At 34.1% G+C, this 22,264-nt stretch carries 19 protein-coding genes; 11 read left to right on the top strand and 8 right to left on the bottom strand.

The genetic code is table 11. The features are described 5' to 3' along the window. Nucleotides 1-14 precede the first annotated feature (14 nt). Nucleotides 15-1,388 (top strand): hypothetical protein, encoded by a 1,374-nt coding sequence (locus ACKC83_RS05585; protein ID WP_434037319.1) that lies wholly within the window; start codon nt 15-17, stop codon nt 1,386-1,388. 185 nt (nt 1,389-1,573) lie between these two features. Here the strand turns inward: ACKC83_RS05585 and pyk are convergent, their stop codons facing one another. The 5 genes from pyk to ACKC83_RS05560 all read right to left on the bottom strand — a co-directional run bounded on the left by pyk (nt 1,574) and on the right by ACKC83_RS05560 (nt 5,878). Next, nucleotides 1,574-3,007, bottom strand: coding sequence for a pyruvate kinase (gene pyk, locus ACKC83_RS05580; protein ID WP_414035760.1), 1,434 nt, complete (start codon nt 3,005-3,007; stop codon nt 1,574-1,576). After that, nucleotides 3,007-3,492, bottom strand: coding sequence for an IPExxxVDY family protein (locus tag ACKC83_RS05575; RefSeq protein WP_414035761.1), 486 nt, complete (start codon nt 3,490-3,492; stop codon nt 3,007-3,009). Before ACKC83_RS05575 ends, pyk begins: the two co-directional genes overlap by 1 nt. 139 nt (nt 3,493-3,631) lie before the next feature. Beyond that, nucleotides 3,632-4,372, bottom strand: coding sequence for a ribonuclease III (gene rnc / locus ACKC83_RS05570; RefSeq protein ID WP_414035762.1), 741 nt, complete (start codon nt 4,370-4,372; stop codon nt 3,632-3,634). Nucleotides 4,373-4,378: 6 nt separating this feature from the next. After that, nucleotides 4,379-5,632 carry a beta-ketoacyl-ACP synthase II gene (gene fabF, locus ACKC83_RS05565; protein WP_414035763.1) on the bottom strand — a complete coding sequence of 418 codons (1,254 nt, stop codon included), beginning with the start codon at nt 5,630-5,632 and terminating at the stop codon, nt 4,379-4,381. Nucleotides 5,633-5,644: 12 nt separating this feature from the next. Continuing rightward, nucleotides 5,645-5,878, bottom strand: coding sequence for an acyl carrier protein (locus tag ACKC83_RS05560; protein ID WP_054728206.1), 234 nt, complete (start codon nt 5,876-5,878; stop codon nt 5,645-5,647). A 236-nt stretch (nt 5,879-6,114) separates the two neighbouring features. On the opposite strand from ACKC83_RS05560, the gene purN reads away from it, so the two are divergent. The 10 genes from purN to ACKC83_RS05510 all read left to right on the top strand — a co-directional run bounded on the left by purN (nt 6,115) and on the right by ACKC83_RS05510 (nt 19,373). Further along, nucleotides 6,115-6,678 (top strand): phosphoribosylglycinamide formyltransferase, encoded by a 564-nt coding sequence (purN, locus tag ACKC83_RS05555; RefSeq protein WP_434037318.1) that lies wholly within the window; start codon nt 6,115-6,117, stop codon nt 6,676-6,678. Between the two features lie 31 nt (nt 6,679-6,709). Further along, nucleotides 6,710-7,345, top strand: coding sequence for a ribonuclease H1 domain-containing protein (locus tag ACKC83_RS05550; protein WP_434037317.1), 636 nt, complete (start codon nt 6,710-6,712; stop codon nt 7,343-7,345). Nucleotides 7,346-7,453: 108 nt separating this feature from the next. Then, complete coding sequence (locus tag ACKC83_RS05545; protein WP_434037316.1) at nt 7,454-8,380, top strand: PfkB family carbohydrate kinase; 927 nt, start codon at nt 7,454-7,456, stop codon at nt 8,378-8,380. A 54-nt stretch (nt 8,381-8,434) separates the two neighbouring features. Then, on the top strand, nt 8,435-10,330 hold the full coding sequence (locus ACKC83_RS05540; RefSeq protein ID WP_414035767.1) for an amidophosphoribosyltransferase: 1,896 nt from the start codon (nt 8,435-8,437) through the stop codon (nt 10,328-10,330). 531 nt (nt 10,331-10,861) lie between these two features. Next, a complete protein-coding gene (locus tag ACKC83_RS05535; RefSeq protein ID WP_434037315.1) occupies nt 10,862-11,467 on the top strand; it encodes a hypothetical protein in 606 nt (201 codons plus the stop codon). Between the two features lie 403 nt (nt 11,468-11,870). Then, complete coding sequence (locus ACKC83_RS05530; protein WP_434037314.1) at nt 11,871-12,476, top strand: hypothetical protein; 606 nt, start codon at nt 11,871-11,873, stop codon at nt 12,474-12,476. A gap of 621 nt (nt 12,477-13,097) precedes the next feature. Then, nucleotides 13,098-16,046, top strand: a complete 2,949-nt coding sequence (locus ACKC83_RS05525; protein ID WP_434037313.1) for an amidohydrolase family protein — start codon at nt 13,098-13,100, stop codon at nt 16,044-16,046. 13 nt (nt 16,047-16,059) lie between these two features. Continuing rightward, nucleotides 16,060-17,346, top strand: a complete 1,287-nt coding sequence (locus tag ACKC83_RS05520; protein WP_434037312.1) for an amidohydrolase family protein — start codon at nt 16,060-16,062, stop codon at nt 17,344-17,346. A gap of 361 nt (nt 17,347-17,707) precedes the next feature. Continuing rightward, a complete protein-coding gene (locus tag ACKC83_RS05515; protein ID WP_434037311.1) occupies nt 17,708-18,238 on the top strand; it encodes a hypothetical protein in 531 nt (176 codons plus the stop codon). Nucleotides 18,239-18,773: 535 nt separating this feature from the next. Next, complete coding sequence (locus tag ACKC83_RS05510; protein ID WP_434037310.1) at nt 18,774-19,373, top strand: hypothetical protein; 600 nt, start codon at nt 18,774-18,776, stop codon at nt 19,371-19,373. 58 nt (nt 19,374-19,431) lie between these two features. Here ACKC83_RS05510 and ACKC83_RS05505 read toward each other — a convergent pair whose 3' ends face one another. From ACKC83_RS05505 to ACKC83_RS05495, 3 genes are read right to left on the bottom strand one after another with little or no spacing between them, the layout of a single operon-like run. Then, on the bottom strand, nt 19,432-20,211 hold the full coding sequence (locus ACKC83_RS05505; RefSeq protein WP_434037309.1) for an enoyl-CoA hydratase/isomerase family protein: 780 nt from the start codon (nt 20,209-20,211) through the stop codon (nt 19,432-19,434). A gap of 3 nt (nt 20,212-20,214) precedes the next feature. Continuing rightward, complete coding sequence (locus tag ACKC83_RS05500; RefSeq protein ID WP_414035775.1) at nt 20,215-21,666, bottom strand: sensor histidine kinase; 1,452 nt, start codon at nt 21,664-21,666, stop codon at nt 20,215-20,217. Nucleotides 21,667-21,710: 44 nt separating this feature from the next. Continuing rightward, nucleotides 21,711-22,259, bottom strand: coding sequence for a CopD family protein (locus tag ACKC83_RS05495; protein WP_414035776.1), 549 nt, complete (start codon nt 22,257-22,259; stop codon nt 21,711-21,713). Between the last annotated feature and the right edge of the window lie 5 nt (nt 22,260-22,264).

Genomic DNA, 22,264 nt, shown 5'->3' with positions numbered 1-22,264 from the left:
ATATTTTTTTAAATATGAAACGTAATTTTTTAAATTTCAGAACAATTATAGTAGCAACGCTAGCCATGGGACTAATAAGTTCTTGTAGTAGTGATGATACAGACGGAGACACAGACCCAGGTAACGGTACAGATCCAGGTACAGATACCAGATGGATAACCGTAGCCGGAGCTAGAATGGGTGAAACGCCAGGAGACGGTAATGGAGGTACATTAATTTACTCTATTACTAGTACAGATGCAAAAGACCCTACAGTATCTGTATCTCCTTTTGACAATGGATTTGTAGCTCCATCGAATAGAACTGCTAGATTACAATCTTCTGAAGACGGTAGTACTATATTTAATATTAGCTATGCTGGAGATACTGGTGGAAATTACACCAAGTATATTGCAGAGGGAGGACAAACATTTACACCTTCTGGTACAGCAGTAAGTATTGCTCCTTATGTAGGAACAGCACCACGATGGATCAAATTATTTGACGGAGACAAAACAGGAGCAGCTGTTTATGTAAATACAGAAAATGAAATAGACGATAATGGTACCGCAGACGATGTTACAGACGATTCTTATATCCGTACAAAAGCAACAATGGGTGTAGTAACTTTAGATTTAGTAAACTCTTCGATTATAAAATTTTCAGAACTTGAAATACCATTAAGTGATGAAGAAGAAGCTAAAGGATATTATTTCTCAAGAATTGACATGCCTACTTTAAATGCAGCGGGAGATAAATTATATATTGGTGCGCGTTTAAGTAAAGTAGACCCTACAACGACTGAAAGCGATAGCGATTACGAAATTTTAGGTTCTAAAACTATCATTTTAGATTATCCAACTTTAGAAAATCCAACAGTAATTACGTCTACAGTAGGACACGGAAACACGAACGGTTACCGTAGTATTAATGCTTTCGAATATAACGGAAGTGTGTACCAAGCAAACCAAAGTGACCCAGAAGGTTCTCACATCTTAAAAATTGATGCTAATAACCAATACGATAACACATACGACTTTAATTTAGATGATGCTTTAGGAGTTCAAGGTGCGTATATTTTAGCTTGGAGACCAGCATCTAATGGTAAAGCAGTTATAGCTTACCGTCATGATGGTTCTGCTGAAGGTGTAGCAGGTGCTCAAGGATTTTTTGCTCTTGCCGATTTAAATACGAAAACAGCTCAAAAGATTGAAGGTATCCCTTACGATCCAGATTTCTACTTATTCCAATACCAAGGTTTTGTTGTTGACGGTACAGAAATTTATTTAACTCAGGCTCCTGTTGGTGAAAATGGAAACATTTACGTTGTAGAAACAGAAACAGGTGAAGTTACTAAAGGTGCAGAATTAGTTAACGCAGAAGGAAGCCACTTTATTGGAGTTTTCTAGATCTAATCTATATTTATAATACATAGAAAAGACTGCCTTAACAGGCAGTCTTTTTTGTTTAAATAGTATTTTTAAACAGAGAGCTTTATCAAGCTTAAACTTTATATTATAACGCACAAAAAAGCCCCATTAACAAACGTTAATGAGGCTTTTATATAATTTAGGTAAACTATACCCACCAGTGATTATAACTTAATCTCTGACACACGTAATGTATTCACCATTCCTTTATCTTGAATAGGCATCGCTGCTAAACTAATTAACATATTACCTTCTTCTAAATATCCTTTTTCGCAAGCTAATTTATTAACATCTTCAATTGTTTCGTCTGTACTAACAAATTTATCGTAGTAAAACGCTTTCACACCCCATAATAAATTAAGTTGCGTTAAAATACGTCTGTTAGATGTAAATACTAGAATATGAGCTGAAGGTCTCCATGCTGAAATTTGGAACGCTGTATATCCACTATTTGTTAGTGTAGATATAGCTTGTGCGTTAATTTCGTTTGCCATGTTTGCGGCGTGGAAACATATAGATTTTGTAATATAACGTTTTGTACGAATATGTGGCGGAGATTGTGGCACTTTAATAAGTGGTGAATCTTCTACACTTTTAATAATATTCGACATTTGTTTAATAACTTGAATTGGGTATTGCCCAACAGAAGTTTCTCCAGAAAGCATTACAGCATCTGCACCATCCATTACAGAGTTGGCAACATCGTTTACTTCGGCACGCGTTGGTGTTAAACTATCTATCATAGTTTCCATCATTTGCGTTGCAATAATAACCGGTATTCTTGCTTTTTTAGCACATAGTACTAATTGCTTCTGAATTAATGGTACTTCCTCTGCAGGAATTTCAACTCCTAAATCACCACGAGCTACCATTAAACCATCGCAATACGCCACGATTTTATCGATATTTTCTACCGCTTCTGGTTTTTCAATTTTAGCAATTATTGGAATTTTTTCTTCACTGTGTTCTTTAATCAGTTCTTGTAATTGCATTAAATCTTCCGCATGACGCACAAAAGATAATGCCATCCAATCTACTTTTAAAGAACATGCAAAAATAGCATCTTCGATATCTTTTTCGGTAAGTGCGGGTTGCGAGATATTAGTATTAGGAAGGTTAACACCTTTTTTAGATTTTAACGGACCTCCTTGAATAACTCTTGCAGTAACTTCGTCTACCTCGTTAGTAGATACAACTTCAAAAATTAATTTTCCGTCGTCAAGAAGAATACGTTCACCTGCTTTAGCATCTTGTGGGAATTGTTTGTAGGTCATGTAAACACGTTCCTTTGTACCTTCAAATCTTTCGCCAGTAGCAAAGATTATCTCGTCTCCAGGGTTTACAAAAACTTCCTCTTTCATTACACCTACACGAAGCTTTGGACCTTGTAAATCACCTAAGATCGCAGCATTGTAACCGAATTCATCATTTAACTCACGAATCATTTTAACACGTTCTGCGACATCTGCATAATCAGCATGAGAAAAATTAATTCTAAACACGTCAGCTCCTTCGTCTAACATCCCTTTTAAAACTTCCTTCGTACTCGTCGCTGGCCCTAGGGTGGCCACTATTTTGGTCTTCTTTCTTTTCAACATTAATTAAAAATTAAATTGTCTTTCGATTTTAACTGATCCACATCTACCATGTAAGTTGTTATAACTTCTGGTATTTGTTGGATTTTATTTACTATTAATTGTTCACTTATTTGTAAGTCTTCCTTTGTAATCTTCATTAAATAATCTACATTTTTTAACTCAGGAACTAAGTTATAAGACTTTATAATTTTTTCTTCATTTGCAAACAGAGAACCTGAGCTTTGTAAGCTATCCTCTTCACGTTTACAAATATTGGACACCAAATTATATGTAATTAAATTTGCGTTGTCCTTCCATTCGAAAATGGGGTAAGAAGCCGAAAAATATTTGTAATCAATATCTTGAGCTCTTCTTTCTAAGTTTAATTTTAGATTGCTATTTAAATAATATGCTAATCTATAATCTTCTAACCTACTATGTATGGCAATTAAAATATAATCGACGTCTTCTAGAAAGTCCTCAAGATTAAGTTTATGAATGGCCATAATCGTTACGTTATGTATGTAAAGATAACATTTATAAACATTAATAAATTAACTTTAGGCTTAACTTATTGTTATATTTTTACGAAATCGTTTTAGTTTGCCTTAAATTTCACAAAAAATTTGGCTAAATGACATGAAATTAGTGGTTTTTTGAAATTTCGTTTTGAAACACAAAAAATGCACGCTTAGAAGCTTTTTCTTCGGCTTTCTTTTTAGAAGTTGCGCGTGCTTTAGCCACAATTTTTTTATCGATAGCTAATTTTACAGCAAAATGTCTAACCTGATCAATACCTGTATCGTCGTACACATTATATTCGAATGTTTTCTTTTCTTTCTGGCACCACTCGATAAGTAAACTTTTGTAGCTAATTACTTTACCTTCTAACTTGCTTATATCTACAAAAGGATCAATAATGCGTTTGTAAATAAATTTCTCGCAGTATTTAAAGCCTCCATCCAAATAAATAGCACCAACTAAAGCTTCGAATAAATTTCCGTGAATATTGTCTCCAAACTGACCTTTAGGTATTTTACTTTCAATTAAGTCTATTAACTGTAAATCGCGACCTAATTCGTTTAAGTGTTCTCGGCTAACAATCTTAGAACGCATTTTAGTTAGATACCCTTCGTCTCCTGCAGGCGCTTCTTTATATAAGTGAGACGCAATTACAGAACCCAACATGGCATCTCCTAAAAACTCTAGTCGTTCGTAGTTAATAGCGTTTCCCTTTTTGTCTCTAATATTCATAGAGCGATGGGTAAATGCCGTCCGGTAGATACTTTCGTTTTTAGGTCTGAACCCTAAAATTTTGGTAAGAGAAACAAAAAAATTCCCGTTATTTTTAAAACGGGAATTTAATATGTTACGAATGTATTTCATTCGATTTTAGTCTTCTAATTTTCTGAATAATACACAAGCGTTGTGACCGCCAAATCCAAACGTATTACTCATAACTACTTTAACATCGCGTTTTTGAGCTTTGTTAAGTGTTAAGTTTAATTCTGGGTCAATTCTTTCATCTACCACTTCGTGATTAATTGTTGGAGGAACAATACCATATTCCATTGCTAAAATAGCAGCAATAGACTCTACAGCACCGGCCGCACCTAACAAGTGACCTGTCATAGATTTTGTTGAATTGATGTTGATGTTTTTAGCATGTTCACCAAAAACTTCAGAAATCGCTTTTAATTCGGCCACGTCCCCAAGTGGTGTAGAAGTTCCATGTGTATTAATATGGTCTACATCTTCTGGTTTTAAACCTGCATTTTCTAAACAATTTCTCATTACAGCTATAACGCCTATACCTTCTGGATGTGGAGCCGTCATATGATATGCATCTGATGACATTCCTCCACCCATTACTTCTGCATAAATTTTAGCGCCTCTTGCTTTTGCATGCTCATATTCTTCAAGAATAATTGCCCCTGCACCTTCTCCTAACACAAAACCATCTCTGGTAGCGTCAAAAGGTCTAGATGCTGTTTCTGGACTTTCATTTCTAGTAGATAAGGCGTGCATAGCATTAAAACCACCCATTCCTGCAATAGTAACAGCAGCTTCACTACCTCCTGTAACAATAACATCGCATTGACCTAAACGGATATAGTTTAGAGCGTCTATCATTGCATTTGCAGAAGAAGCACAAGCCGAAACTGTTGTATAGTTAGGTCCCATAAATCCATGTTTAATAGAAATGTTACCTGGTGCTATATCAGCAATCATTTTAGGTATAAAAAATGGGTTGAATCGCGGTGAACCATCGCCTGCGGCAAAGTTTAAAACTTCGTTTTGGAATGTTTCTAAACCACCAATTCCAGCTCCCCAAATTACACCTACTCGTAATTTATTAACGACATTTAAATCTAACTTAGCATCTAAGATAGCTTCGTCTGAAGCTACCATAGCGTACTGAGTAAATCTATCCATCTTACGAGCCTCTTTTCTGTCAAGAAAATCGGTAGGATTAAAGTTTTTTAATTCGCAAGCGAACTTAGTTTTGAACTTTTCAGCATCAAAATAAGTTATAGGCCCAGCCCCACTTTTCCCGCTAATTAGAGCATCCCAATATTCATCCTTGGTATTTCCAATCGGAGTTAGCGCTCCTAAACCTGTAACAACTACTCGCTTTAGTTCCATAAAAATCTCTCCTTATTTTGCAGCTTCTATATAAGTAATAGCTTGACCAACTGTTGCAATGTTTTCTGCTTGATCATCTGGAATTTGAATATCGAATTCTTTTTCGAATTCCATAATTAATTCTACAGTGTCTAATGAATCTGCTCCTAGGTCGTTTGTGAAGCTAGCTTCAGTTACAACTTCGTTTTCATCAACACCTAATTTGTCTACGATAATCGCTTTTACTCTTGATGCAATGTCTGACATAATCTTTAATTTTAAGTTTTAAATAAGGTGCAAAAATAAAAAACTTTATTTTAAAACACGCTTTTAGTTTGAAAATAGTGAATGTAAATTAACAAATTTAAACTGAAGTAATTTAATTTTGCACAAAAGTATTTTAATTTACTCCTGATATTGTAAATAAACAGGAGTGCCTTTTCAAGGAGTAACCATCAGTGTTTACAAGGATTCTAATACTTTTAAAACAAAAACTATAACACATGAAACGTATTGTAATTTTCGCTTCTGGATCAGGATCGAATGCTGAAAACTTAATAAAATATTTTAATTCAAAATCTGAAGCTTCAGTTACACTTGTTCTTACCAACAATCCTCATGCCAAAGTCCTAGACAGATGTAAGCAATTAAATGTGAGCGCATTATCCTTTAATCGGATGGCTTTCACTAAAACAGACGACGTTTTAAACCTATTACATAGTGCAAAGCCGGATCTTATTGTTTTAGCAGGTTTTTTATGGAAATTCCCCGAAGTTATTCTAAATGCTTACCCTAATAAGGTAATAAACGTACATCCCGCCCTGCTACCTAAATTTGGAGGAAAAGGCATGTACGGAATGCATGTGCACGAAGCTGTAGTAGCCAATAAAGAAACCGAAACAGGAATTACGATTCATTATGTAAATGAAAATTACGATGAAGGTGCAACCATTTTTCAAGCCACTTGCCCTGTATTAGCTACAGATACTGCTACAGATGTGGCCAGCAAAATTCATGAGTTAGAAATGAAACATTTTCCGCTAGTTGTAGAGCAACTATTAAAGTAAAATACAGAAACACATTTTTTAGTTAAGCTAAATGTCAAAAAAAAAGAAATATTATACCGTTTGGAAAGGGCACAAACCCGGGGTTTACGACACTTGGAATGCGTGTAAAGCGCAAACTAAAGACTACCCAAGTGCTGTTTACAAATCTTTTCCAACTTTAGCCGCAGCAAAACATGCACTAAATAGTAATCCCAAAGATTTTATTGGCAATAAATCGTTTACAAGCGGATTGACTTCAGAACAACTAAAAAAAATAGGTCAACCCAATTACAACTCTATTGCCGTAGATGCCGCTTCCAGTGGTAATCCTGGTATTATGGAATACCGTGGGGTAGACACAAAATCTAAAAAGCAACTTTTTATACAAGGTCCTTTTAAACAAGGTACTAATAATATTGGCGAGTTTTTAGCGATAGTGCACGGTTTGGCTTTACTTAAAAAAAACAACAGTAACCTATTAATATACACCGATTCTAGAACAGCCATGAGCTGGGTTAAGAAAAAAAAATGCAATACCAAGTTAGAGCGCACCGACAAGAATAAAGATGTGTTCGATTTAATAGATCGCGCTGTAAGTTGGCTAAAAAATAACGACTACGTAACAACAATAGTAAAATGGGAAACTAAAGCCTGGGGAGAAATTCCTGCGGATTTTGGTAGAAAATAAATATAACAACCTCATTACTAGAATATAATTTGGTTTTATTTTAAGAAGATTATATTACCGCTATTCATACATAAAGGCTATATTTGCCAAAAAATTTGACACCTCCTTATGAGCCAATTAGTAATCGTTGGGACTGTAGCTTTTGATGCTATTGAAACCCCATTCGGAAAAACTGACAAAATTCTTGGTGGCGCGGCCACTTACATCGGGTTATCTGCTTCGCAGTTTAATTTAGACAGTGCTGTCGTTTCTGTAGTAGGAAATGATTTCCCGCAAGACTATCTAGAATTATTATCTAATAGAAACATCGACATCTCTGGTTTAGAAATCGTAAAAGACGGAAAAACATTCTTTTGGAGTGGCCGTTACCATTACGACATGAATTCTAGAGATACTTTAGTTACAGAACTAAATGTATTAGCCGATTTTAATCCTGTTGTCCCTGAAGCCTATAAAAATGCTGAAGTGGTTATGTTAGGAAACTTACATCCCTTAGTACAACTTGGTGTTTTAGACCAAATGACGACTAAGCCCAAGTTAGCAATCCTAGATACTATGGATTTTTGGATGGACAATGCTCTTGAAGATTTACATAAAGTAATTGCAAGAATAGATGTTCTTACCATTAACGATGAAGAAGCAAGACAATTAACGGGAGAGTATTCTTTAGTTAATGCCGCACAAAAAATCTTTGAATTAGGACCACAATATGTGGTTATTAAAAAAGGAGAACACGGTGCTTTATTGTTTCATAAAGACGAAATTTTCTCTGCCCCTGCATTACCATTAAAAAGTGTATTTGATCCGACAGGAGCTGGAGATACTTTTGCGGGTGGATTTGCTGGATTCTTAGCAAACTCTGGAGAATACACCTTCGAAAATATGAAAACCGCCATTATTTATGGTTCTGCCTTAGCATCCTTCTGCGTCGAAAAATTCGGAACTGAGCGTTTGCAAAAGGTCAAGACAGAAGAGTTAAACACTCGACTGCAACAATTTAAGGAGTTAACAACATTCAATATAGATTTATCATAAAAAACACGCGCTTATAAAATAGCGCGTTTTTTAATTAATTTTATTATATATACAATGAGCGATGCTTTAAAACATGAGTGCGGTATAGCACTCATAAGACTTTTAAAACCATTAGAATACTATAAAGAGAAATATGGTACTGCATTTTACGGTGTAAATAAAATGTATTTAATGATGGAAAAACAACACAATCGTGGTCAAGATGGTGCTGGTTTTGCAAGTATTAAATTAGACACTCAACCAGGTGAACGCTACATTAGCAGGGTACGATCTAATGCTCAACAACCTATTCAAGATATATTCGCCCAAATTAACGAAAGGATAAATCAAGAGTTAATAGAGAATCCAGAGTATAATAACGATGTGGCTCTACAAAAAAGACATATTCCTTATATAGGAGAAGTGCTTTTAGGACATGTACGTTACGGAACTTTTGGGAAAAATAGCGTAGAAAGTGTACACCCGTTTTTAAGACAAAACAACTGGATGCACAGGAATTTAATTCTTGCTGGTAACTTTAACATGACCAATGTTACCGAGTTATTCGATAATTTAATTCGTATCGGACAACATCCAAAAGAAAAAGCAGACACCATTACTATAATGGAGAAAATCGGTCATTTCTTAGACGATGCTGTTGCAAAAAAATACAAACAATTAAAAGCAGAAGGTTTATCTAAAACCGAATGTTCGCCAATAATTGCAGAACGCTTAAATGTTGGTAAAATATTAAAAAGAGCCGCTAAGAATTTCGATGGTGGTTATGCCATGGCCGGAATGTTAGGTCACGGAGATTCTTTTGTTTTAAGAGATCCTGCAGGAATTAGGCCAGCGTATTATTACCAAGACGACGAAGTTGTTGTAGTGGCTTCAGAACGTCCAGTAATTCAAACCGTTTTTAATGTAGATTTTGATAAGGTTAAAGAATTGGATCCTGGTCATGCTATCATCACAAAAAAATCTGGAAAAGTTAAAATTGAAAAGATTTTAGAACCTACAGAGCGTAAAGCATGTTCTTTCGAACGCATTTATTTCTCTAGAGGAAGTGATGCAGAAATCTATCAAGAACGTAAAACATTAGGTAAATTATTAATGCCTAAAGTTCTTGAAACAATTAATTACGACACTAAAAATTCTGTTTTCTCTTATATTCCTAACACTGCAGAATCATCATTTTTCGGAATGATAGAATCTGTTGAAGATTATTTAAATAAAAGAAAGACTAAAGCTATAATTGAAGGTAAAGATCTGTCTGAAGAGCAAGTTACCGACATTTTAAAAGAACGTCCAAGAATTGAAAAAATCGCCATTAAAGATGCTAAACTTCGTACGTTTATTACCGAAGATAGTAGTCGTGACGATTTAGTAGAGCACGTTTACGATGTAACTTATGGCGTGATTAAAAACACCGATAATATTGTAATTATAGACGATAGTATTGTTCGTGGTACAACGCTTAAGAAAAGTATTATTAGAATGCTAGACCGTTTACACCCTAAACGTATAGTTGTTGTATCGTCTGCACCACAAATTCGCTATCCAGATTGTTACGGTATAGATATGGCAAACCTTGAAGGCTTAGTTGCTTTTAGAGCCATGTTAAGCTTACTTAAGGATAATAATAAATATCATTTAGTTGAAGAAGTTTACAATAAGTGTAAAGCTCAGGTAGATTTAAAAGACACTAAAATTCAGAATTTTGTAAAAGAGTTATACGACCAATTTACAGATGATGAGATTTCGGAAAAAATAGCGGTGCTAATTTCGGATGATACGATTAATGCAGAAGTACATACTATTTTTCAAAGTGTAGAAAATTTAAATAAAGCGTGTCCTAAGAATTTAGGTGACTGGTACTTTACAGGAAATTATCCAACACCTGGAGGAAACCGTGTAGTAAACAGAGCATTTATTAACTTTTTCGAAGGTAATAATCAACGTGCTTATTAATTCTAAAGTAAAGCGCTAATAGCACATCGCTTTATCTAATATTAAAGCACTTAATCTAAAAGATTATTTGATACTATAGAAATACTCTAATTTGGCTGAACCATAACATAAGTAGGTTAAGTTCATGGTAGATTTGGGGCAAAAAAGGGAGAACTAACGTTCTCCCTTTTTTTATGCACAATTTTTAAAATCGCAAGACCTTCAACAAAAACCTCAACAGTACACTTTACCCTAATCTGCAACCTCAACGTGTTTCACACAATTAGATATTATATAAGTACAAGGTCTTACTCCTACCTAATAAACATATTATTTTAGAAAGCACACATTTTAATCAGACCTTTTTTCAGAATCTAAACCAAAAAAACGCCTATTATATACGCGATTAACCCAAACCTATGCTAAATTACCCCAAGAGCGTATTTACATTAATTTAACAGTTAAAATAGCACACAAAACTGCCAATATCGATGTTTTCTAGTAGTTAGAACGCGCATATATTTGCAGTGTTAATCATTAAGAAAGACACTCATGAAAAATATAATAACATTTACCATTTGCTTTTTAGCACTTACATCAAGTTTTGCATCGACTTTTACTAACAACGCTTTTTCTAAAGCAGACGATAAAGATAAAATAGAAATTACATTATCATTAAACGATGTAAAAGCTGGTCAGAAACTATCAATTAAAGATGAAGACGGTGTATTACTTTTTAATACAACTTTAGTAAAATCAGGAAATTTCAATAACAAATTTGATATTACCAATTTACCAAACGGAAACTACCACTTCGAACTTGAAAAAGACGTTTACACATCTCACATTCCTTTTACTGTGAGTTCTGGTGAAGCTAAATTCGACACAAAAAACGAAACAAAAGTATACAAGCCTTTTGTAAGCCTAAAAGACAACAACATTTATTTCTCTAAATTAGAGTTAAATAAAGACAGTGTAGAATTTAACATCTATTATTTAGAAGCAAATACAGGTGACTACACATTATTACACACTGAAAAAATTTCGGATACTATAAAAATAGAACGCGCATACCGCTTATCTGAAAACAAAAAAGGAGAATATAAAATTGTTATAAATGCCAACGGACAAAGCTACGTTGAGCACTTCAAAATCTAGTTTTTAATAGATAGTAAGTTATACTATTAAATTTAGTTAGTTTGTTTGTAAGAGTGGAACTGGTTATTCCACTCTTTTTTTATGCCCTAAAGTTTCATAAGAAGGACTGCACGACCTTCTCATTTTTTATATATAAGAATGCCTTAATCTTGTATTAAGTAATCGACATATCAAGACACCATATATTATTAACCACTTCATTTAATAAACAACGTACATCTGGTATATTTTGCAAGAACACCAGAATATACACATGATTAACCCAATTATATGCTCAATTAACCTAGCCGAAATTTTACATTATTCTAACGGGTAAAATAGCATATAAAACTGCCAATATTGTTGTTCTCTTGTACATATAAGCCACATATCTTTGCAGTGTTAATCGTTTAGAAAAACACTTATGAAAAATATAATAACACTTACAATCTGTCTTCTAGCATTTACTTCAAGTTTTGCATCTACACATATTGGTATCTCTTCTTCTGATAAGGATGATAAAGATAAAGTAGAAATTGTATTAACATTAACCGATGTAAAAGCGGGTCAGAAGTTATCAATTAAAGATGAAAAAGGTGTTTTACTTTTCAACACTGTTTTAGCAAAATCTGGAGCATTCAATAATAAGTTTGATATTACTGAATTACCAAACGGAGTATATCATTTCGAACATGAAAAGGAAATATACACAACTCATATCCCTTTTACCGTGCATTCTGGTACAGCTACATTCGATAAGAAAAACGAGAAAAAAGTATATAAGCCTTTCGTGAGTTTAAGAAACAATCACATTTACTTCTCTAAGTTAGAGTTAAACAAGGACAATGTAGAGTTTAACATATATTACTCGAAAGCAGATACAGAAAGTTACACACTGGTACATACAGAAAACATTTCAGACACTATAAAGATAGAACGCGCATACCGTTTATCTGATATGCCAGAAGGAAGTTATAAAGTTATTATAAATGCCGACGGACAAAACTACGTTGAGCACTTTAAAATCTAGTTTTTAATAGATAGTAAGTTATACTATTAAATTTAGTTAGTTTGTTTGTAAGAGTGGAACTGGTTATTCCACTCTTTTTTTATACCCTAAAGTCTGATACATACTAGTACTACAATTAAAAAATATTTATAAATGCCCATGGATCAATCCATATTGGGCATTTCAAAACCTAAGTTTTAATAGGTTAATAGCAATAACTATTTAAATTTAGTTTAGTGATGAGGGTGGAAATTTATTTCCACCCTTTTCTTGTTTAAAAAACACATGTTTGTCCTACAATCCATAACAAATCATGCAACGGTTTGCATACCGCTTATCCAAATATCTTTATCTTAAGCTGAACTTACAGATTTAATTGTATTCCATTCTTTCTTCAGGTTTAATCGGCAACTAAGGCCTTAAATAATAAATTTTAATTTAAACCCGCTTTTTAATGCCAAATCCATTTAAAAATTGACAAATAAAATTAATTATCAAATACATTTAAATTAGATTAATTATACCTTTAAGCCACTATAGAAAGGGAATTTTTACTAATCTTCTCTTTATATTTAATGTAATCACTTTCGGTATTAACAACACCGAAAACTCCTAACTACACTAAACTTAAATAATTTTTAAATGAGACAAAAATTACTATTTGCATTACTCTTAATTACCTTTAGTAACCTTGTAAATGCACAAGATTACTTCCCCGAAAGTAAAGGTGTTAAATCCAACAATCATAATTACACAGCTTTTATAAATGCTAAAATTTATGTAACGCCTACAACAGTAATAGAATCTGGAACTTTATTAATTAAAGACGGTAAAGTTGTGTCCGCAAAAGCAGGACTAGCACTTCCTAAAAACACCGTTATTATTGATACCAAAAACAAAACTATCTATCCTTCCTTTATAGATGTCTATTCAGACTTTGGTGTTGCAATACCTAGCAGAACAGGAGGTCGTGGCAGATCTGCACAATACGATGCTACAAGAGATGGTTTCTACTGGAACGACCATATTATGCCAGAAACAGATGCCGTTGAAACCTTTCATTTTGACAACAAAAAAGCAAAAGAATTGCTTACCGTTGGTTTTGGAGTTGTAAATACACATTTGCAAGATGGTATAGCACGTGGTACAGGTGTTTTAGTCGCTCTAAATGAAAATGGAACCAATGCCGACCGTATCCTTAACGACCGCTCTGCGCAATATTTTTCATTCAAGAAAAGTAGTGTGAAGAGTCAGTCTTACCCAACATCATTAATGGGAGCAACAGCATTATTAAGACAATTTTATCACGATGCAGATTGGTATGCCAAAGGAAACATTAACAACATTGACCGTTCACTAGAAGCATTAAACAACAATAAAAACCTTGTTCAGATCTTTGAAGGTGGAAATAAAAGCAATATTGTTAGAGCCGATAAGATTGGAGATGCATTTGGTATTCAATACACCATTCTTGGAGGTGGAGACGAATATGAAATGGTTTCAGCCATAAAAGCCACTAACGCTAAATTAATTTTACCATTAAATTTCCCAGATGCCTACGATGTTTCAGATCCGTTTAGCGAATCAAAAGTGTCTTTATCAGATATGCGCTATTGGAATCAGGCACCGTCTAACCCAAAAATATTAGCAGATAATGGCATATCATTTTCTTTTACGCTAAACGATTTAAAGGAGACCAAAACCTTTAAAGCCAAACTTATTGAAGCTGTAGATCGCGGACTTTCTAAAACTAAGGCTTTGGAAGCCTTAACCACTATACCTGCACAAATATTAGGACAAACCAATAGAATTGGAGCCTTACAAAAAGGTATGGAAGCTAATTTTATAATTACCTCTGGCGATTATTTTGATAAAGAAACCATTTTATACGAAAACTGGGTACAAGGAAAAAAGAACCTAATTACCCAAGCTAACATCACAGACATTAGAGGCGAATACAGCATTACTGCCAATTCTAAAGTCTTCCACCTAACAGTTAGCGGTTCTGCCGATAGTCCTAAGGCGACTATAAAACAAGACTCTACAACGTTAAAGTCTAAATTTAATTTTGAAAACAACTGGCTAACAATGTCTTTTTCAGATGCATCTTCAGAAAGCTATAGATTTACCAGTTTAATTTCATCTAACCCAACATCGTTTAGCGGGAAAGTGGTTACCGCAGATGGAACAACTCCTTTCAATGCTAAACAAACTGCTGCATTTACTGTTAAAGAAAACCAAGACGAAAGCGAAGAACCTACAGCATTTACCCCTATTACTTATCCAAATCTTGGATACGGAAATGAAACACTTCCAAAGCAAGAAACTTTACTATTTAAAAATGCTACGGTATGGACTAGTGAAGACCAAGGTATTTTAACGAATACAGATGTTTTAATTAAAGATGGTAAAATTGCCAAAATAGGGAAAGATCTTTCTTCTGGAAAAGCAAAAGTTATAGATGCAACCGGCAAGCACTTAACTGCTGGTATTATAGATGAACACAGCCATATTGCCGCATTATCTATAAACGAGTCTGGACATAATTCTTCTGCCGAAGTTACGATGGAAGATGTTGTAGATCCGGACGACATTAGTATCTATTACGCTCTTGGTGGAGGTGTAACATCCCTACAATTACTTCACGGTTCTGCAAATCCTATTGGAGGTCGGTCTGCCATATTAAAATTAAAATGGGGAGAGACTGCAGATAATATGATATACGATAACTCTCCAAAATTTATAAAATTTGCTTTAGGTGAAAATGTAAAACAAAGCAATTGGGGAAGCACAAATAGATTTCCGCAAACACGAATGGGAGTAGAACAGGTATTTATAAATTATTTCCAACGTGCGAAAGAATACGGCGAAATTAAAAAAAGCGGAGAACCTTATCGTTACGACCAGGAAATGGAAACGTTATTAGAAATTCTTAATGGCGAACGTTTTATTAGCTGTCATTCTTATGTGCAAAGTGAAATTAATATGCTTATGAAGGTTGCCGATAGTTTCAACTTTAAGGTAAATACATTCACACATATTTTAGAAGGATACAAAGTAGCCGATAAAATGGCAGAGCACGGAGTTGGAGCCGCCACTTTTAGCGATTGGTGGTCGTATAAATTCGAAGTTAACGATGCCATACCTTATAACGCCGCAATTATGCAACAACAAGGTATAACTGTAGCAATTAATAGTGACGATCCGGAAATGATTAGACGCTTGAATCAAGAAGCCGGGAAAACCGTAAAATACGGAGGTATGTCTGAACTTGAGGCCTGGAAAATGGTAACGATTAATCCAGCTAAATTATTACATATAGACGAGAGAGTTGGGAGTATAAAACAAGGTAAAGATGCCGATTTAGTGCTTTGGAACGATCACCCGATGTCTATTTATGCGAAAGCAGAAAAAACAATTATAGAAGGTGCCGTTTATTTTGATATCGAAAAAGACAAACAACAACGTGAAAACATACAAAAGGAACGTGCAAAGTTAGTTGACTTGATGCTTCAGGATAAATCTAAAGGTAAAAAGACTCAAAAGCCAATTGGAAAGAGTAAAGAAGAAATGACTTGCGAATCACTTTAATAATAAAACGATCATGAATATATATAATAAAATACTAGTGCTTGTAGGTTTACTTTGTGGATCTTTTTCTTGGGCACAGCAAACACCAGCATCTGTACAAAAGGAAGCTATAGTTATAGAAGGTGCAACAGCACATTTAGGGAACGGAAAAATAATCGAGAATTCGTTAATCATGTTCGAAGGTGGCGTTTTAACTTTCGTTGGCGATGCTAAGGTGAAGATTGCCAGAAAAGGAAAAAAGATTGACGGAACCGGAAAACATGTTTATCCAGGTTTTATTGCCCCTGCCAAAGCTTTAGGTTTAACCGAAATTAATGCAGTAAGAGCAAGTAAAGACGAAGATGAAATAGGAGAATTTATCCCACACGTACGTAGTTTAATCGCGTATAATGCCGAGTCTAAAGTTGTAGAGAGTATGCGTCCGAATGGGGTATTACTGGCTCAGATAACACCTCAAGGTGGTGAGATATCAGGAACCTCATCTATTGTTCAGCTAGATGCGTGGAACTGGGAAGACGCCGCTGTAAAAGTAGACGATGGTATTCATTTACATTGGCCAAATAGTTTTAGATATAATCGTTCGGCTAGCGCTTTTAAACCAAATGACAACTATCAGGAAGAAATAGCGAAAATTAAATCTTTTATTCAGAATTCAAAAGCGTACGGAGAAGCTGTTTCTAAGGAGGAACATGCTCCTTTTAAGGCCATGCAAGGGCTATTTAAAGGCTCTCAGAATCTTTATGTGTATGCCAATGGAGAAAAAGAAATAATAGATGCTATTACACTTGCTAAGCATGAAAACATAAAAAACATTGTATTGGTTGGTGGTTATGAGGCTTACAAGGTAACCGACTTCTTAAAACAAAATGAAATTCCAGTACTAGTACAGGCCACACATAGCAGACCACAGTTTGAGGATGAAGATTACGACCTACCGTATAAACTACCTAAATTATTATCTGACGCTGGTTTATTAGTTGGATTACAAAACTCCGATTTAGAGAATTTCCAAACAAGAAACTTACCGTTCTATGCGGGTCAAGTTGCAGGACAAGGTTTAGATAAAGAAATCGCCTTATCTTTAATTACGGGGAATAATGCACAAATTTTAGGCATAGCCGATACTTACGGCACCTTAGAAACAGGAAAAAGTGCTACTTTATTTATTTCGGAAGGCGATGCTTTAGATATGAGAACCAATACTCTTACAAAAGCATTTATTGATGGCCGTGATATTTCGCTAGAATCTCACCAAACAGAATTATGGAAAAGATACATGGGAAAATACGAATCTGAATAAAGACAAGACATACGTTTAAATAAACTGAATGATTAGGGTGGACATATTTTCCACCCTTTTTTATGCCCAAAAAAAACGATATTAAACGCACATTGATGTTAACTTAGCACAACCGCAAATCCCTCATATACGTAGAATTACCCCAAACATATACCATATTAACCGCCTACACTATGGTTAGTTAGTAAACTGATAAAATAGCACACAAAGCAGCCAATTTAGATGTTTTTAACTGCCCCATAAGGCTATACATTTGAAATATGTTAATCGATAAAAAAATTGAATTATGAAAAAAGCAATGACACTTAGTATCTGCCTACTAGTAACACTAACTAGTTTAGCATCAAATTTTACGAGCAGTATGTCATCTAATTTTGATGATAAGGGAAAGAATGAGATAACGTTAACATTAGAAGATGTAAAAGTAGGGCAGAATTTATCTATTACAGATTTAGATGGTTTTACTCTTTACTCAAAGACTTTAAAGAAATCTGGAAGCAGTAACCATACATTTGACTTCTCGAATTTACCAAACGGAACATATTTTTTCGAACACGATAAATCTAACCAAATTAAGGTTATACCATTTAAAGTGAATTTTGGAGATGTAACTTTCGATGCTTCAAACGAAAAAGTGATCTATAAGCCTGTTGTACGATTAGTAAACGATTACGTTTATTTATCTAAATTAGAACTTGATAAAGAAAATGTAGATGTTGCAATTTATTATGATGTAGATAATAATCAGAACTACAAAAATGTTCATAAAGAAACAATAACAAACACTACAAATATTCAATGTGCTTTTAAACTTTCTGCAAAACAATCAGGAAATTACAAAATGGTGATTAGTGCAAACGGAAGAAAATACGTAGAATACTTTAGCATCTAAAAAGATTAAAATTTTAAATAATTTTGGAGTGGACTTTATAAGTCCACTCTTTTTTTTGCCCTAATTTTAAATATATCGTTACTTCAAAGAAGTAGTATGTGTTAACTATTTTTATTCTTCAAAAAGATTAAGACTAACGAGGCATTATAATTATCGAACAAAATAATTATTAGCTTAATACCAGAAGACTCATAAATTTCTATGTTATTTTAACATCTTATGCGTCTACTTTTATCTTTAATTAAATTTAAACGCTTCTACAAATCACAGAATCTAAGAATAAATAAAGAGCCTCCATTAAGAGGCATATCAACTTCCCACAAAATGCAATTAGAAGTTAAGTTAGCAAACATTAGAACGGCAGGAGGCATCGCAATATATCTTTAATTAACTAAAACATATAGTATATTAACCTTACAATTAAATAACTCAAATTTAACGGTTAAAATCGCACACAAAGTAGCCAATATAGATGTTTTCTACACTCCGATAACTATCTATATTTGAACATGTTAATCGATAATAAATTTGAATTATGAAAAAAGTAATCACACACAGTATTTGCATGTTAGTTATGATTACTAGCATCGCAACAAGTTTCGCCGGTACTATTTCCCCTCTGGAAATAAATAGCATGGAAATCACGTTAACACTTAATAATGTAAAAGCAGGACAGCTCTTATCTATTAAAGATATTAATGGGATAACGCTTTACAGAAAGATGATTGAAGAAGAAGGTCTTTTTAGTAGCAGATATGATTTAAGTGCCATACCCGATGGAAATTATTTTTTTGAACACGAAAAAGACTACCAAATCAAGATCATACCTTTTAAAGTAGCAAATAACAAAGTGAATTTTGACAAAAGTGGGGAGAAAATTATTTTTAAACCCGTAGTCAGTGTTAAAGACAATAAAGTATATGTTTCTAAATTAGATTTGGAGAAAGAAACTTTAGAAATAGAAATTTATCATGATGATAGAAACAAATCTGGATACAATTTAATGTACTCAGAAAACATTGAGAACAGCATTAAAACAGAACGTATTTACAAATTACCTATTTCTCATCTTGGAAAATACAAGGTCGTTATAAGTGCAAACGGCAGACAGTATATCGAATACTTTAGTATATAGTTGTAGAGGTCGTAAAATAACTAGAGTGGACTTAAATTAGTCCACTCTTTTTTTATGTTTAATTTCCGGTGAACTCTGCTTTTCGCTTTTCTAAGAATGCCGTAGTACCTTCGGTGAAATCTTCGGTTCCAAAACATTTACCGAAACCTTTAATTTCTTTTTTATATCCGTTTACACCAGATTTAAAGCCAGCATTTACAGATTTTATAGCTTCACCTATAGCCTTTGGAGAATTCTTCTTAATTCTATTCGCGATACCTCCACAAAAAGTTAACAATTCGCTTTGCGGTACAACGTGATTTACCAGTCCATAATTTAAAGCTTGCTCTGCGGTAATCATACCTGCCGTCATGATCATTTCCATAGCTCTACCCTTCCCTACAAGTTGTGGTAAACGTTGCGTCCCTCCATAACCTGGAATAACACCTAACGACACCTCTGGCAATCCCATTTTAGCATTTTCACTAGCAACTCTAAAATGACAAGCCATTGCTAATTCCAAACCTCCTCCTAATGCAAATCCATTTACAGCAGCGATAACTGGAGTAGATAAATTTTCTACAAAATCGAACAACAATTCATGTCCTTTTGCGGCTAATTTAGCTCCTTTACTTTCGTCAAAATTAGAAAACTCACTAATATCCGCACCTGCAACAAAAGCCTTTTCACCACTTCCCGTTACAATAATAACACGCGTTTCTTTATCCTTATCGGCTGCTTTAAAAGCACGATGTAATTCGTTTATAGTATCGCGATTTAACGCATTAAGTTTTGTTGGCCTATTAATGGTGATTGTAGTAATACCATCCTGAAATTCTGATAAAATATTAAAAATCATAATCTAAGTTTTAGGAAAGGTAACAATAAATGTGGTCCCTTTATTAAGTTGCGTCATAAAAGTAATGTTACCATTATAAGATTCAACTATATTTTTTACCATTGCCAAACCTAAACCTGTACCACTAGTTTTGGTCGTAAACTTAGGCTCGAACACCTTGGTTTCATTGCCTTCTGCAATACCAACTCCGTTATCTGAAACCGTGATTTTTATTTCGCCGCCATGTAAAGACACATGAACCACAATTTTAGGAACACGATCTTCTGGAATTGCCTGGATTGCATTTTTAACCAAATTCGTGACCACCCTAATCAATTGGGTCTTATCGAAAGTGGTGATAATCTCTTCCCTTTCCGCCAAGAACACGATATAATCTTTATTAAAAATATCTAAAGACAAACGCACCGTATTTACCACATTAACCGTTTCGTTTTGCTGGGCAGGCATATTTGCAAAATTAGAAAATGCGGAAGCTATAGAACTCATGGTATCTATTTGCTGAATTAAAGTCTCGGAATACTCTTCTACTTTATGTTTAATATTAGGATCGTCTGGACTAAACTTTCTCTGAAAATTTTGAACCGTTAATCGCATCGGAGTTAACGGATTTTTAATTTCGTGAGCCACTTGCTTCGCCATTTCTCGCCAAGCCTCTTCACGCTCACTTTTAGCCAACCGTTGTGCACTTTCTTCCAACTGATCGATCATACTATTATACGATTGTACCAAGGTTGAAATCTCTTCGCTAGCATCTTCAACTTCAATACGCGCATTGCGTTTCTCTAAAGTTGTTGTATTAATTTTATCACTTATTGTTTTAATAGATTTCGTGATATAATTAGCTAAAAAGAATGCAATTGCCGAAGCCAAAACAAGCATAAACAGATACGCATAACTAATACGCTCTAAAAACTCGTCTAATTCTCTAGCTAAAAAATCATCGTCTTCCAGGTAGGGCAAATTTATAATCGCTAAAGGCTTAAATTTCTGGTCGGTAAGATAAGTATACGACGACTGATAAACTTTATGATTTTCATTTTTAGTCTCTACAAAAGTATGTTCTGCAGTATTGGATAATGTATTAAGAATATCGGCGCTAATACATTCCTGCAAAGAATCTTGTGAAAATCCAGCTCTAGAAGATGTTAATATGGAACCGTCTAAATCGTATAGATTAATTTGTAAATTATGAATATTGGCTATTTCATAAATTTTCTTCTTAAAGATATAAGGGATTTTCTCCGTTTTAACCTCGTAAGATGTCTGTTTAATAACAAAACTAAGGTGAGATTTAATGTTTTTCTGCTTACGTTCTAAGCGCTGCTGATGGTAATCGATAGCCTCTTCTCCATACTGATAAATAGCAACGCCAACTATTAAAATAGAAGCCAATACCACCACAAAAAGCATGGCGACAAAAATACGTAGTCGTAAAGAGATTTTTTTTAATTTCATGAGTAATTATCGTGCCCTAAAGGTAACAATAATCAAGCCATTGTTTATGCATTGGGGTTTTTGGCTCGTATACGTTTATAAACCTTAAATCCAAGCATGATTAACACGCCGAGTACAAATATTCCAACGATACCAAAAATCCAATCAAAACTACTTTTTAATATAACTAGAAATACTACCGCAAAAAGGATAAAAGTGGCCCCTTCGTTCCAAAGTCTCATATAACTAGAGGTTTTACGGACATCGTCGACTTGTAATTGCTTAAAATATTGATGGGTTTTTAAATGATAAATAATCAGTAAAACAACAAATCCTAATTTTACATGCATCCAGGGCTCTTGTAACCAAGCGGGCATTAGAATAAGTAACCAAATAGCGAAAATAGACGCTAAAATTGCTGAAGGCCATGTAATAATATACCACAAGCGCTTAGTCATTAATTTTAATTGTTCGCCTAAAATTTCTTTATCAGGAGAAGGTTTATGAAAAGACTCTATTTGATATACAAATAACCTAGGAATATAAAAAAGCCCTGCAAACCAAGTGATGACAAAAATAAGATGAAGCGATTTTATATAATTGTAGTATTCCATAATTA

Origin of the sequence: Formosa bonchosmolovskayae (genome assembly GCF_051016085.1) — a bacterium.
GTDB lineage: Bacteria > Bacteroidota > Bacteroidia > Flavobacteriales > Flavobacteriaceae > Formosa.
Note: the sequence above shows the minus strand (reverse complement) of the source record. Positions and strands in the feature narration are given on the sequence as shown.

Coding starts and splice junctions, on each gene's coding strand:
- ACKC83_RS05585 (WP_434037319.1), top strand. CDS start 15: ATGAAACGTAATTTTTTAAATTTCAGAACAATTATAGTAGCAACGCTA.
- pyk (WP_414035760.1), bottom strand. CDS start 3,007: ATGTTGAAAAGAAAGAAGACCAAAATAGTGGCCACCCTAGGGCCAGCG.
- ACKC83_RS05575 (WP_414035761.1), bottom strand. CDS start 3,492: ATGGCCATTCATAAACTTAATCTTGAGGACTTTCTAGAAGACGTCGAT.
- rnc (WP_414035762.1), bottom strand. CDS start 4,372: ATGAAATACATTCGTAACATATTAAATTCCCGTTTTAAAAATAACGGG.
- fabF (WP_414035763.1), bottom strand. CDS start 5,632: ATGGAACTAAAGCGAGTAGTTGTTACAGGTTTAGGAGCGCTAACTCCG.
- ACKC83_RS05560 (WP_054728206.1), bottom strand. CDS start 5,878: ATGTCAGACATTGCATCAAGAGTAAAAGCGATTATCGTAGACAAATTA.
- purN (WP_434037318.1), top strand. CDS start 6,115: ATGAAACGTATTGTAATTTTCGCTTCTGGATCAGGATCGAATGCTGAA.
- ACKC83_RS05550 (WP_434037317.1), top strand. CDS start 6,710: ATGTCAAAAAAAAAGAAATATTATACCGTTTGGAAAGGGCACAAACCC.
- ACKC83_RS05545 (WP_434037316.1), top strand. CDS start 7,454: ATGAGCCAATTAGTAATCGTTGGGACTGTAGCTTTTGATGCTATTGAA.
- ACKC83_RS05540 (WP_414035767.1), top strand. CDS start 8,435: ATGAGCGATGCTTTAAAACATGAGTGCGGTATAGCACTCATAAGACTT.
- ACKC83_RS05535 (WP_434037315.1), top strand. CDS start 10,862: ATGAAAAATATAATAACATTTACCATTTGCTTTTTAGCACTTACATCA.
- ACKC83_RS05530 (WP_434037314.1), top strand. CDS start 11,871: ATGAAAAATATAATAACACTTACAATCTGTCTTCTAGCATTTACTTCA.
- ACKC83_RS05525 (WP_434037313.1), top strand. CDS start 13,098: ATGAGACAAAAATTACTATTTGCATTACTCTTAATTACCTTTAGTAAC.
- ACKC83_RS05520 (WP_434037312.1), top strand. CDS start 16,060: ATGAATATATATAATAAAATACTAGTGCTTGTAGGTTTACTTTGTGGA.
- ACKC83_RS05515 (WP_434037311.1), top strand. CDS start 17,708: ATGTCATCTAATTTTGATGATAAGGGAAAGAATGAGATAACGTTAACA.
- ACKC83_RS05510 (WP_434037310.1), top strand. CDS start 18,774: ATGAAAAAAGTAATCACACACAGTATTTGCATGTTAGTTATGATTACT.
- ACKC83_RS05505 (WP_434037309.1), bottom strand. CDS start 20,211: ATGATTTTTAATATTTTATCAGAATTTCAGGATGGTATTACTACAATC.
- ACKC83_RS05500 (WP_414035775.1), bottom strand. CDS start 21,666: ATGAAATTAAAAAAAATCTCTTTACGACTACGTATTTTTGTCGCCATG.
- ACKC83_RS05495 (WP_414035776.1), bottom strand. CDS start 22,259: ATGGAATACTACAATTATATAAAATCGCTTCATCTTATTTTTGTCATC.